15 protein-coding genes are annotated in these 11,367 nt (G+C 68.2%); 2 read left to right on the forward strand and 13 right to left on the reverse strand.

Going from position 1 to position 11,367, the window contains the following annotated elements; genetic code table 11:
* Positions 1-277: 277 nt before the first annotated feature.
* The 10 genes from B2K11_RS19190 to B2K11_RS19235 all read right to left on the reverse strand — a co-directional run bounded on the left by B2K11_RS19190 (position 278) and on the right by B2K11_RS19235 (position 6,768).
* A complete protein-coding gene (locus tag B2K11_RS19190) occupies positions 278-682 on the reverse strand; it encodes a DUF2255 family protein (RefSeq protein WP_204260201.1) in 405 nt (134 codons plus the stop codon).
* Between the two features lie 2 nt (positions 683-684).
* Entirely contained in the window at positions 685-1,344 is a 660-nt protein-coding gene (locus B2K11_RS19195; RefSeq protein WP_163620700.1) for a DUF664 domain-containing protein, read from the reverse strand.
* A gap of 447 nt (positions 1,345-1,791) precedes the next feature.
* Positions 1,792-2,214 (reverse strand): VOC family protein, encoded by a 423-nt coding sequence (locus tag B2K11_RS19200; RefSeq protein ID WP_163620701.1) that lies wholly within the window; start codon positions 2,212-2,214, stop codon positions 1,792-1,794.
* 100 nt (positions 2,215-2,314) lie between these two features.
* Complete coding sequence (locus B2K11_RS19205; RefSeq protein WP_163620702.1) at positions 2,315-3,067, reverse strand: SDR family oxidoreductase; 753 nt, start codon at positions 3,065-3,067, stop codon at positions 2,315-2,317.
* Between the two features lie 632 nt (positions 3,068-3,699).
* The gene (locus tag B2K11_RS19210) at positions 3,700-4,098 is read right to left on the reverse strand and encodes a nuclear transport factor 2 family protein (RefSeq protein ID WP_163620703.1); all 399 of its coding nucleotides are present in this window, start codon (positions 4,096-4,098) and stop codon (positions 3,700-3,702) included.
* A 24-nt stretch (positions 4,099-4,122) separates the two neighbouring features.
* Complete coding sequence (locus B2K11_RS19215; RefSeq protein WP_163620704.1) at positions 4,123-4,347, reverse strand: hypothetical protein; 225 nt, start codon at positions 4,345-4,347, stop codon at positions 4,123-4,125.
* Between the two features lie 71 nt (positions 4,348-4,418).
* On the reverse strand, positions 4,419-4,646 hold the full coding sequence (locus B2K11_RS19220; protein WP_163620705.1) for a hypothetical protein: 228 nt from the start codon (positions 4,644-4,646) through the stop codon (positions 4,419-4,421).
* A 44-nt stretch (positions 4,647-4,690) separates the two neighbouring features.
* The gene (locus B2K11_RS19225; RefSeq protein WP_239526279.1) at positions 4,691-4,936 is read right to left on the reverse strand and encodes a hypothetical protein; all 246 of its coding nucleotides are present in this window, start codon (positions 4,934-4,936) and stop codon (positions 4,691-4,693) included.
* Positions 4,937-5,005: 69 nt separating this feature from the next.
* Complete coding sequence (locus B2K11_RS19230; protein WP_163620706.1) at positions 5,006-5,989, reverse strand: hypothetical protein; 984 nt, start codon at positions 5,987-5,989, stop codon at positions 5,006-5,008.
* A 131-nt stretch (positions 5,990-6,120) separates the two neighbouring features.
* On the reverse strand, positions 6,121-6,768 hold the full coding sequence (locus B2K11_RS19235) for an alpha/beta fold hydrolase (protein ID WP_163620707.1): 648 nt from the start codon (positions 6,766-6,768) through the stop codon (positions 6,121-6,123).
* A gap of 172 nt (positions 6,769-6,940) precedes the next feature.
* On the opposite strand from B2K11_RS19235, the gene B2K11_RS19240 reads away from it, so the two are divergent.
* Positions 6,941-7,405: a hypothetical protein gene (locus B2K11_RS19240; RefSeq protein WP_163620708.1), complete on the forward strand. Its 465-nt coding sequence runs from the start codon at positions 6,941-6,943 to the stop codon at positions 7,403-7,405.
* Positions 7,406-7,438: 33 nt separating this feature from the next.
* Here B2K11_RS19240 and B2K11_RS19245 read toward each other — a convergent pair whose 3' ends face one another.
* The 3 genes from B2K11_RS19245 to B2K11_RS19255 form a co-directional block, all read right to left on the reverse strand.
* Positions 7,439-7,801, reverse strand: a complete 363-nt coding sequence (locus B2K11_RS19245; protein WP_163620709.1) for an SdpI family protein — start codon at positions 7,799-7,801, stop codon at positions 7,439-7,441.
* A gap of 193 nt (positions 7,802-7,994) precedes the next feature.
* A complete protein-coding gene (locus B2K11_RS19250) occupies positions 7,995-8,918 on the reverse strand; it encodes a trypsin-like peptidase domain-containing protein (protein ID WP_163620710.1) in 924 nt (307 codons plus the stop codon).
* Between the two features lie 119 nt (positions 8,919-9,037).
* Positions 9,038-10,015, reverse strand: coding sequence for a squalene cyclase (locus B2K11_RS19255; protein WP_163620711.1), 978 nt, complete (start codon positions 10,013-10,015; stop codon positions 9,038-9,040).
* A 108-nt stretch (positions 10,016-10,123) separates the two neighbouring features.
* Here B2K11_RS19255 and corA point away from each other — a divergent pair, with 108 nt between their 5' ends.
* Positions 10,124-11,122, forward strand: a complete 999-nt coding sequence (gene corA / locus B2K11_RS19260) for a magnesium/cobalt transporter CorA (protein ID WP_163620712.1) — start codon at positions 10,124-10,126, stop codon at positions 11,120-11,122.
* Positions 11,123-11,367 lie beyond the last annotated feature (245 nt).

Consider the following 11,367-nt stretch of genomic DNA (forward strand, 5'->3'; position numbering starts at 1 on the left):
CGACACGGCACTGTCGGGCTTGTTCGGCCTGGTGCTCGGGCTGATCATCGCAGGGATCGTGTTCGCAGTGATGAGAGTCGTGAAGGGCAGGGCGCCGGTCGACGCCTCGCATTGAAGGGCGTGACCGCCAGCGCCGTATTGCGGGCCCATAGGACCTCGCCCCGATGCGTGAGGTCGTAGCGGGAAGTCGTCTGGGTGGTCGTCCGGTCAAGGTGCCGCAAGTACCTGCTGCGAGCATGAGGTGCGGTCGGTGAGCATGACGCACGGGTGATGGCGGTCAGTCAGCACGCGGGGTGAGGCGGAGGGTCGATGCCGCGGCTTCCGCGGTGACCATGCTGCGGGCTGCGAGATCGCCGTACTTCTTGCGGTATGCGGCGTCGACGGCGGCAGCATCCGTGCTCCCGGTCGCCGCGACGATCACGTCGATCGAGGCGTCGCCGACACGGATGCGGGCTGCCGCGGACCTGACTGCCCCGCCGTACCATCCGGTGTCGCGCCGGTGCCACGTTCGGACGAAGACATCGGCCCCATCGACGACGACCCAGATCGGGGTCCAGCGGCTGAGGCCGCCGTCGCGACGCGAAGCCGACACCTCGATCTCGATCGCCTCGGAGAGGGCGCGCAGCTGTCCGGACGACCACGACGAACCCGAGCCGATGTCGGACGGCGCTCGATCCGGCACGATCAGCGCCTCATCTCGCCGAGCGCGGCAAAGCGGATCATGTGCGCCTGACCGGCATGCAAGGTGTACTCGTGCAGCATCTTGAGCAGCGACCATCGCAGCGTCCGGCCATGACCGAGTCCGCGCGCATCGAGCGATGGTGAAGCCGCGATCGCGGCATCCGCTCGCTTTATCTCCGTCAGCCACCCGCGGATGTCATCGCCGACGCTGTCCAGCGATCCGCCGGCGAAGTCGTCGTCGCCGTAGAAGTCACGCGCACCCTCGCCGCTCAGACCCCAGGCGAGATATCCCGCCTCCATCTGCCGCATGTGGCGGACCAGACCCAGAACAGACAACTCCACGGGCGGGACCGACCATTGCAGCGCCTGCTCGGCCGACAGGTCGCGGAGCTTGCGAAGAAACTCATGGCGCTGATACGCGAGCCATGCGTGAAGGTCCGCGCGTTCGTCGCCGCTGTCATCCGGCTCGCTCCCGCGCGACAGATCGACATCCGTGAGCACGGGAACGGATGCTTCATCCTCGGCGCGGTCGACATCGGATGGGTCGTTCGCGGGCCAGTCCCGCTGCAAGCCGATCGCATCGGTGAGTGCTTCCACCGCGTCAGCGAGCTCGTCGAGCTCCGCCGCAGACAAGGATGGCAAGGCGGCCGCGATGCGCGACACTTGCGCGAGCGGTCGCGGTGCCGTCGAGGGATTCGAGGACATAGGCGTCATTCTCGACCGCTCGCGTCACGTTCGCCACAACCGGATGACGTCGTACGCGACAAGGCGGCCGATCATCCCGGGCGGCTTCGAGGGGAGCTCCTGCGTCGTACGACTTCAGGCCGAGCACATGATCCGGTGCGGGCACGTAGTACCCACCTCCCTGTCCGGAAGGGACCGGCGGCGGCGCATTCTCGGTCGCCGACCCGGCCGGGATGCGCGCGGACTGATCAGCAAGCCGCACGGTACCGCGACGGCTCGGTCGATGGCGTCGGAATCTGGGCCCCACCCCGTTGCGGGGTCATGCTCGGATGACCGACGTTACGGCACCCTCCGGTCGCCGAACGCCCCGCCGACAGGCTGAGGGACCGACATGGAAGCCGAACGCGACCCTCCGCGCGATTCTCGTCAGTCACTGATGCCATGGCGGGGCCAGAAGTCCGGACGTGGTTCGATCTGCTCGACGACGTCCACGTACAGGCCATTGGGATCGAGCAGGCCGAAGCGTCGTTGCCCCCATGGCTCATCACGGAGCTCGTAGGCGATGACGGTGCCGCTTTGCGCGAGCTGCTCGTGTGCTTCAGCGGCGTCGGTCACCTGGAGTGTCAGGAATGCACTCGCGCCGGGAGTGATGGCTGGGCCCTCGGGTGGCGCTGTGGGGTGGTCCTCGAGCACGAATCCGATCGCGCCGCGCAGTTCTCCGGGCAGCGCGAGGAGCACGAAGAAGTCGGACTGGAAGAGCACATCCAGGCCGAGCGTGCGGCGGTAGAACTCCGTCGTCGTCATGAGGTCGTGCACGAACACGACGGGATAGGCATCTTCGTACAGCATGCGGTCACGCTACTCGCCGCCTGAGACGTCGCCCTCGCCAGCCGCTGTTGTCCGCTAAGGCGGATGTGGCGCGCATCGCGGAGTGGTTTCGCGCCCTCCCTCAGCGGATGGTCCACCCGCCGTCGACGACCAGCGTCTGCCCGGTGATGAGGGACGCCGCCGGAGAGCAGAGAAACACGACAGCTCCGGCTACCTCGCTGGGCTTGCCGATCCGGTGCAGGGCCGCTATCCGGTCGATGACGTCGGCGCGGAACGCGGGATCAGACAGCGCCTCGGCCGTACCGTCGGTTTCGACGAACGTGGGAGCGACCGCGTTGACGCGGATGCCCCGCTCGCCCCACTCGACCGCATGACAGCGAGTCATGTGCAGCATCGCTGCCTTCGCGATGCAGTAGGACGACTCGCCGGGCAACGCCACGATGCCTGCTTGCGACGCGATATTCACGATCGCGCCGCCGGATGGCATCGAGCGCGCGACGTGCTGTGAGAGGAACAGTGCCGAACGGACGTTCAGCGACCACACCGCATCGAAGTCCGCCTCCGTGACGTCGATCGCCGGCGCGTTCATCCCACCGCCAGCGTTGTTCACCAGGATGTCGAATGCGCCGTCATCGGATGCCGCGTCGAGCGCCGCTCGGGCCTCATCAAGCTGCGTGACATCGAGGGCGATCGAGGACGCGGAACCGCCCTCAGCCCGAATCGCCCGGAGTGGCAGTTCCGCGCTTTCCGGATCGCGGACGCCCAGGACCACGTGGGCGCCTGCCGCCGCGAGCGCGTGCGCGATCGCAAGACCGAGCCCGCGGTTGCCTCCAGTGACCAGAGCTCGCCGCCCGGTGAGATCGAAGTACTCCATGTCGCTCCTCAGTCATTCGCTCCGGAGGTCGCCGAGTCATGCCCTTCCTTGGGTCACTCCGCGCCCGAGACTAGTAGGCCGCGGTAGCAAATCCCGCGCGGCCCGCGCCCGGTGAGGCGAGCCGCGTGCGGGGGTAGCCGCGTCAGGCCGACGATTCCCTCACGAGTCGGGCCAACTCGTGAGTGCCGAGATACGCACCTTCCTGTCCGAGGCCGACCCGCACCGGCCGCCTGGCCAAATGACCGTCTGCCCCTGCGCATAACGGCCCCACGCCGGGCGTTGCATGAAAGGACCGTCCCTTGCTCGTACTCATCTGCTCAAGTCCGGGGGGCTATCAGCAAGCTGGTCGCCGCTGAGCTCCTCACTGAGGACAAGCGCCGCGGCATCCCGAGCCGCGGCTGCCGGATCGCTCGTACCGTTGGTCGATGGTGAAGGGGTCGGCCTCTGGCCAGCGCTCCCACAGCTCACGAGCACGAGTGCCATGGCTAACACGGCTGACGCGATGGCGGACCGTCGCGGAATTCGCCACGCATGGGGTGGACGGCGCGAGCCCGGCCTCTGCACCAGCGAACTTCTGGGAGTGACCGCAGCCCGGTCGCTCAGTGACGCAGCTTAAGCCGCGCGGGGTTCAGCTACTCGGTAACCGTGTCGGCGTGGCGATGAGCGACCTTCCACCCACCGCCTTCTCGGCGGTACACCTGCGTGGCCCGCAGTGTGAAACTACGCGGCTGGCCATTGACCGAAGTTGAGATGTGCTCCAGGCCAGCGGTATAGGCCATGTCATCCACAACGCCGTACGCCTGCAGTTCGAACGTGGCGGACGTGCAGTCGGAGAAGTTCTGCTCGAGGTGCGTGAAGGTCTCCGCCACCTCCCGTTGCCCGTACGCGTTCCGCCACGCGCCCAGGATGCTCACGGGTTCGTTATGGGACCAGAGCGCTCGTCGCGGGTCTGCGTCGCCGTTGTGAAGGGCCTGTTCCGCTTGGTACAGCGCTGAATTGACCCATGCCAAGAACTCGTCGCGGTCGGTCATGCGTTGTAGGCCTTGTGCTCAAGGTCACTGACTCGGGCTTATCGGGGGCGTGATGATCGCCTCGGGTGTGATCGCTTGTGTCCGACGGATCCTGCCGACAGCCCACGCGGCAGCGACGAACGACGCGATCGCGAGAGCAACCGCGCTCAGAAGCATGGGACCCCAGTTCGCCGTTGCTGCGAGCCATATCGCGCCGACGAAGATCGCGGAGGCGACCACGAGGACGATCGCAGCAGTGGTGTATCGCACGGTGCCACTCTGCCGAGAGATACCAAGGTCAGCAACGTCCCGCACGTAGCCCGGTCCATCAGCGCGCGCGATTAGTCGGATTCGTCGTTCGCTGCGGTCTCGATCCAGTCGACGGCTTCATCCGAGAGAAAGAAGCCGTCCGGTCCTGACTCGCCGACCCACCACTCGCTTGAGGTCACCGCGCCGCCTGCCGCCACAATCTTGCTCAGCACTTCCGGTGACACCGCTTCGCCGTTGTGGGCAACGAGCCACGCTTTGGCGTCCGAGTCCAGCCTCGCCCACCACTCGATGGTTTCCATGCGGCCACCATTGCACCAGCTGAAGCCGGCCGAAAGCCGGTCGATCAGCGAGCGGGTTCCCGCGGCCGTATCAGGAGCACTGATCCGAGGACGACAAGTCCTACGAGCGTGGACCACATCGAGATCGCCATGACCACCGCGTCGCCCGGCAGCATCGCGCACCCGGCGGAGGTGTCCTCGTAGGAACAACTGCGCCACGGCTGGAAGAAGTAGATGACAGTGATGATTCCCGCTACGACCGTGATGCCGGTGCTGACGACGATGGCGATCTTCCGCGTCCGAGCGTTCATGGCTTCACCGTACTGTCTTGCCCGCCTGGCCCGCCCGCTGGTCTGTCCTTAGGCGGACGGTGGGCTAACTCAAGCGTTGGCGCGTTGTTGGGTGAGTTGCTCGAGCTGCTTTTCGCGCTGGGCGCTGCGGCTGGAGGAAGGCTCACTGAGCGAGGAGTGGTAGACCGAGCGGGCAAGATCTCCGTCGAGCTTCAGGAGGTGGCTGATCCTGGTGATCGCGTCGTCGTCGGATTGCGAGGCGGCGACCGCATCGACGACGTGATGGAGGGCGTCGCCGGCGGCGATCTGTGCGCGTACTCGCTCGATCTGTTGGTCCAGTGCGCGGCGGCGACGCTCGGGACTCGAGTGTGAACGCGCGTTCTGCTGTCGGTGCTGTGCGATGAGCTCAGCAGACACCTCGACACGGAGAGGGTGGATCGTCCGCAGGCCGAGGCTGACGAGGACCGCCTGGAGATCATAGGTATGAGGCTCAAGGCTGTTCCACGTGCTGGGATTGATCGACACCGGCACCCGGGCATACTCCCCCGGGTCCAGCGGGACCGGTCGGTGCTGACTCGACGAGACCCACGCGAAGTCGAACCCCGTCGATCCCGGGTTGGTGAACGCCCCAACGACGTAGAAGCCGTCGCCGTCTGATCTCCACCGTGAGGAGCCGGTGTTCACGATGTCGACGAAGTAGCCACTCGCCACCGGGTTCTCGGATACCACCGCCGGCCACCGCAGCTCCAAGCCGCGCCGCCTCTCAGCACGGCTCGGGCGCAACGGCATCGGATCCGGTTGCACCATCACGACCGCGCCAACATTCGGCGCGTCCAGGTGAGCGACCCGCCACGCGGCAGCAGTCGACTCCGTCGGAGCGCCGATCACCATCGCACCCGACTGATACCGCTTCAGCACCCGCCAGCCATCTGGCGGTGCATCGGTCGCCGACGACAGATCAAGGCTCACACCCAACGCGGCAACCAGCTCTGCCAGCGAAACCCCGCGCTCTGCAAGCGCCTCCCGATCCACATCGGCTGGCCCCACCATTGGCGCATCGTCCGAGAAATCCATGCTCCGATGGTCACACAACCCGAATGACTTGGGGCGGCGCCGTCCGTCGGCCGTACCGCGCGAACGAGCATCCCGCACGCGAGGTGGTCCCTCAGCGAGCTGATTGTGGCCGGCGCGCATTGCGTTGAGCGTCAGCCTTCGAGGAAGCGCTGAACCGCTGCCTCGAAGTCGGGGTGATCCTGAGGGCGGTGCTCGTTGCCGACGAGTTGTTGGTGGGTGGCGCCGTGAGTGACGAGTACGGCGGCGATCGCTTCATACTCCGCGTTCCAGCCCCCGGTGATGACGAGCGTTCGTACGCCCTCGATCATGTCCGGCGTCACCGCGTGGCCCCAGGGCAGCTCAACGGAGGCGAACCGAGCCGCGAGCGCCTCCTCGGCCCCCCATTTCTCCTGCTCGGCAGGGCCCCCGAACATCACCGGCCGGACCGCTCGCCAGAAGCCGTAGAGATCCCCGGTGTCAGCGAGAGCCCGCGCGTGGGTGATCACATCGATGTGCCGCTCTACCGCTGGCAACCCCCGCGCGACGTCGTAGAGCGCCGGTTCAAGAAGGACCAGCGCTTCCACGGACACCGCCTTGCGGTCGATTGCAAGCACTGCCGGCACCGCACCGGCGGAGTGGGCGAAGAGCACGGAGCCTCGAGGTGTGATGCGGCTCAGCTCAGCGATCTTCGCGTCATTGCCATCCATGGCCGCCACGTCAGCGAAGACCGCATCCGCGGCGAGCGCGCTTGGCCAGGCGTCCCGCCCGGAACGACCAGAGCCATGGAGGTACACACGCATCGTTTGATCGTAAACAGTCCTGCTCAACAGCACCGCCGATCAGACGCGTTCCTGCCGATCGCAAGGCGGTCCTTCGTCGCGCATGCGTCGGCATCCCGACTTCCTGCCGGCGCTCTCGCATCGACTACGTAACGAAGCCCCCTTTGAACCGGCGTTGCTTCACCATAGGCGCATGCGACCAACGCGGATGCTTGCGGCTACTGCTGCGGTGGTCTGTCTAGCGTCGGCCATAGCGGGGTGTGTCTCGGTGCAGAGCTGTCCCGGCTGGGCAGGGTACGAGACGCCCGACGACGCGGCCGACAGCGCGGATGCCGTTGTGGTCGGGCGCGTTGTCGAGAAGGTCTCGACGACAGATTTCAACGGTGCAAGCGCACACATCTGGTCTGTCGAGGTTGCCGATTGGCTCAAAGGCGACGGCCCCAACCGCATCGAGGTTCTGTCGCCGCCGTCCGCGTGTGGTCCCAACACGGAGCCGTACCTCGACGAGGGGGATCCGCTCGAGACCGCCACCAGCCACGGCGCAGCAGCGCTCTTCCTCGTGGGCGACGATCTCGACTGGAGGACCATAAGCCCGGTCCAAGGGCTCGTCGAGCTGACGCCAGACGAGCAGATTCCGACAGCATGGCCAGCCCCGTAGCCGGTCCCTCATCGGGCGGGTAGGACGAGGTCGTCAGAACTCGGCAGCTGACTTCGCGGCCGCGCTGCCGACCCGAGCCCCGTAGAGGACGAATCCGATCATGCCGAACGCGGCGACAAGAACCCCGATCGTCACCACGGGCATGGGCACGGGGACCAGCGCGAACGCTCCGCCTACGACACCGACGGTTCCGGCGTAGATCGTCTGGCGCCGCGCTCGCACATGTGCGGCCAACCAGGCTTCTTCGCTAGCCATCGTGGTGGAAACCCGAATTCCGGCGAGGTGATTCCGTTCGAGCCGCCCAGACGCTGCTGCATCAGCTATCCAGACGAGGAGTACGCCGGCGGCAACCATCACGACGAACGAGACGATCCTCGCAACCCACTCGGTCTCCACAGCTCCGACGCTATCGCGCTGCGACCGCCCCGATGCTCGTTTACCCGGCCCGCGGATTCTGCCCGCCTCTGCACCCCATAAGACGCACACCCCGGCTCTCGAGCGCCCTCACCCCTAGCGGTCGGTCGCAGCTCTCCGGGCGTCGAGGCTCGCGCGACACACAAGAACCCAACGGTCCTGCCGCGACGACGGCTCAGCCGACGCGGAGCTCCTCGGGCTCGACCACCACGTCGACGAGGGCGCCGTTGCGCCAGACCGTCATCTCCATGCGTCGCCCGATGGCGCCGGCGACCATGCGGCGCTGCAGTGCGGTGGGGTCGGCGATCGCGACGCCGTCGAGCGACAGGACGATGTCGCCGGCGCGGGCGCCGGCCGCGGCGGCGGGGCTGTTCGACACCACCGAGACCACCTGCATCCCGACTCTCGCTCCTGCCTTCACCGCGACGTCTGGGCCGAGCGGCACCGTCGCACCGGCGATGCCGAGCCAGGCGCGCCGCACCCGCCCGGTGGTGCGCAGGGCGTCGATGATCTCGCGCGTCGTGGCGTTGATGGGCACAGCGAGCCCCAGCCCGATGCCGGCTACGGCGGTGTTGACGCCGACCATGCGACCGGCGCTGTCGGCCAGCACTCCCCCGCTGTTGCCCGGGTTCAGCGCGGCGTCTGTCTGGATGACCTCGTCGATCACGCGCCCCGACCGGGTCGGCAGCGATCGCCCGAGCGCCGACACGATGCCCGCCGTCACGCTGCCTGAGAAGCCCCGCGGATTGCCCAGCGCGACGACGAGCTGCCCGACTCCCAGGGCGGCGGCATCCCCCATCCGCACCGGAGGGGGCGTCGAGCCGTCGGCGTGGAGCACGGCCAGGTCCGAGAGGGGATCGGCGCCGATGACGGATGCCGCGGCCACGGTGCCGTCGGGAAAGGCCAGCTCGACGCCCACCGCCCCCTCGACCACATGGGCGCTGGTGAGGAGGTGGCCCTCCTCCGTGATGACCGACGCACTGCCGGCACCCGCTCCCTGCCGTGTGCGGACGCTCACCGCGGCGACCGACGGCAGCACCGTCTGCGCGACGCGCATGACCGTCGACGAGTACGCGTCGAGCGCCTCCTGGTCGTCCATGCGACAAGTGTCGACCCCTCACGGATGCCGCGGCCCGAGTTCGCGCACGGCGGAAGGCCCGCGGGCGTCGGGCCCGCGCCCCCCACCGACCTGACAAGCCGCGCCGAGCCGGAGCTCACTCAGCGACCAGCACCCGACGCGTCCCACCACTCCAGCACCCGGGTGCCGATCATCGTCAGCCAGCGCGAAGGCTCGCCCTCACCGACGTCGACGTCGAACCAGGTGCGTCCGGGTAGCGGCGTCGTCTGCAGCCACGTGCCGTCAGGCTGTCGGGCCGCGCGCACGACCTCGACAGCCTCGGCGAGCCGCGGATCAGGTGGCATGCCCTCGAACAGCGCGACGTGGCGGAAATGGTCGAGGGCGGCGAGCGCGCTGTAGCGGTGCCGGTTCGGGTACACGAACCGGGTCACGAAGTCCCCCACCAGCTCTCCACTCGAAGCTCGAAATATCAGGTGCCGCGACAGCAGGTACTCCTCGCCGCCGTGACGCGCCTCGCGCATGCCCGTGTCGCCGGTGATCCGCTCGTACGCGAGCATGCCGCGCACGGCGTTGAGAGTGGAGTGGAACGACGACCGCACCGAGTCGCCCTCCTCGGCCTCGCAGTTCCAGCCGCCGTCGGCGAGGCGATGCGCGGGGAACCACTCCACGAGCTTCGAGACATCGGCGCCGAGCCACGCCCCGCTTGCGAGCGTGTAGGAGTTGATGCAGACATCGACCTCGCCACCCCAGTACGGCAGGTCCTCGTACTCCCAGCGGCTGTTCGCGGCGAGCTTCTCGGCGGTGCCCTCGAGCACCTCGGCATCCACGCCCCACTCGCGCAGGTCTTTCAGCGCCCATGTCGTCGCGACCCACGGCTGCCCCGGCGCCTCGGCCTCGGCGCTGCCGAAGAAGCCTGCGGGGAAGAAGGCGCCGCCGGCCCACTGGCCGTCGGCATCCTGCTCCGCCAGCAGCCGGGCGCCGAAGCCCTCCGTCGCGACGCGTGCTCGGGTCGCCTCCCACGTCTCGGGTGGCGCGCCGATGAGGTCCCGCTCGACCTGCCATCGCAACGCCGGGTCGGAGTCGAGCAGCCAGTCGAGCACGGGTCGAGTCGTGGCCATGAGGGCAGAGTACCCATGGCCGCCGACGTGGCGCAGGGTGCGGCATCCGCTCATCTGGATACTGTGAGGATCGTTGCCGGGCGCCCGCCGGCGAGGGAGGATTGCCGGATGCCCATCGTCGACAACGGCGTGTACGTCGCCGGACAGCGGATCCAGAATCCGACGAGCCTCACCGAGACGTTCGAGTACACGCGCGAGCACCACGGAATGGCGTGGATCGGGATGTTCCGCCCGACCGCTGAGGAGATCGCTCAGGTCGCCGACGAGTTCTCGCTGCACCCGCTCGCAGTGGAAGACGCCCTCACCGGCCACCAGCGTTCGAAGCTGGAGCGCTACGGCGACATCCTGTTCGTCGTGCTCCGCCCCGCCCGGTACATCGACGAGACCGAGACGGTGGAGTTCGGCGAACTGCACGTGTTCGTCGGCCCCGACTTCATCGTCACGATCCGCCATGCCGAGTCGCCCGACCTCAGCCGGGTGCGCCGGCGCATGGAGGGCGACCCCGAACTGCTCGCACGCGGGCCGGAGGCGGTGCTGTACGCGATCCTCGACGAGGTCGTCGACGAGTACACCCCGGTGGTCGAGGGCGTCGAGAACGACATCGACGAGATCGAGGACGCGCTGTTCGAGAACGGCGGGGTCACTCTCTCGAAGCGCATCTACGACCTGTCGCGCGAGGTGATCACGCTGCAGCGCGCGGTGACACCGCTCGCTGACATGCTCGACGCCCTCCAGCGCGGCGCGCCGAAGTACGAGGTCGACCTCGAGTTGCAGCGGGCGCTGCGCGACGTGCACGACCACACGCTGCGGATCATCGACAAGACCTCCGCCTTCCGCTCGATCCTCGACAACACGCTCACCGTGAACGCGACGATCGTGACGCAGCGCCAGACCGACACCGCGCTGCTGCAGAACGAGCAGGTGAAGAAGATCTCGGGCTGGGCTGCGATCCTCTTCGGGCCCACGCTCGTCGGCACGATCTACGGCATGAACTTCGTGTACATGCCGGAACTGGAATGGCCGCTCGGCTACCCCATGGCGCTCGCCCTGATGGCGGCGACCAGCCTCACGCTGTACTGGGTCTTCCGCAGACGCCACTGGCTCTGACCGCGACGCAGCGCACGAGGAAGGCGGGTCGACCGAAGTCGACCCGCCCCGCCCCCCCCCCGCACCGCGCCCTGCCGGGCACCCCGCCCTCCCGCTGTCCTACCCCCCCCTCGCCCCCCCCCCGCAACCAAGGACCCCGGGGGGGCCCCCCCCCCCCCCCCCGGGCGGGGCGGGCGCCGCGGCCCCCCCCCCCCCCCCCGCGCCCCCCCCCCCCCCCCCCCCCCCCCGCGCCGCGGCCCCCCCCC

The organism is Microbacterium sp. B35-30 (genome assembly GCF_010634855.1).
In the GTDB taxonomy this organism is placed as follows: Bacteria; Actinomycetota; Actinomycetes; order Actinomycetales; family Microbacteriaceae; genus Microbacterium.

Coding starts and splice junctions, on each gene's coding strand:
- B2K11_RS19200 (WP_163620701.1), bottom strand. CDS start 2,214: ATGCTGTACGAAGATGCCTATCCCGTCGTGTTCGTGCACGACCTCATG.
- B2K11_RS19205 (WP_163620702.1), bottom strand. CDS start 3,067: ATGGAGTACTTCGATCTCACCGGGCGGCGAGCTCTGGTCACTGGAGGC.
- B2K11_RS19210 (WP_163620703.1), bottom strand. CDS start 4,098: ATGACCGACCGCGACGAGTTCTTGGCATGGGTCAATTCAGCGCTGTAC.
- B2K11_RS19220 (WP_163620705.1), bottom strand. CDS start 4,646: ATGGAAACCATCGAGTGGTGGGCGAGGCTGGACTCGGACGCCAAAGCG.
- B2K11_RS19225 (WP_239526279.1), bottom strand. CDS start 4,936: ATGAACGCTCGGACGCGGAAGATCGCCATCGTCGTCAGCACCGGCATC.
- B2K11_RS19230 (WP_163620706.1), bottom strand. CDS start 5,989: ATGGATTTCTCGGACGATGCGCCAATGGTGGGGCCAGCCGATGTGGAT.
- B2K11_RS19235 (WP_163620707.1), bottom strand. CDS start 6,768: ATGCGTGTGTACCTCCATGGCTCTGGTCGTTCCGGGCGGGACGCCTGG.
- B2K11_RS19240 (WP_163620708.1), top strand. CDS start 6,941: ATGCGACCAACGCGGATGCTTGCGGCTACTGCTGCGGTGGTCTGTCTA.
- B2K11_RS19250 (WP_163620710.1), bottom strand. CDS start 8,918: ATGGACGACCAGGAGGCGCTCGACGCGTACTCGTCGACGGTCATGCGC.
- B2K11_RS19255 (WP_163620711.1), bottom strand. CDS start 10,015: ATGGCCACGACTCGACCCGTGCTCGACTGGCTGCTCGACTCCGACCCG.
- corA (WP_163620712.1), top strand. CDS start 10,124: ATGCCCATCGTCGACAACGGCGTGTACGTCGCCGGACAGCGGATCCAG.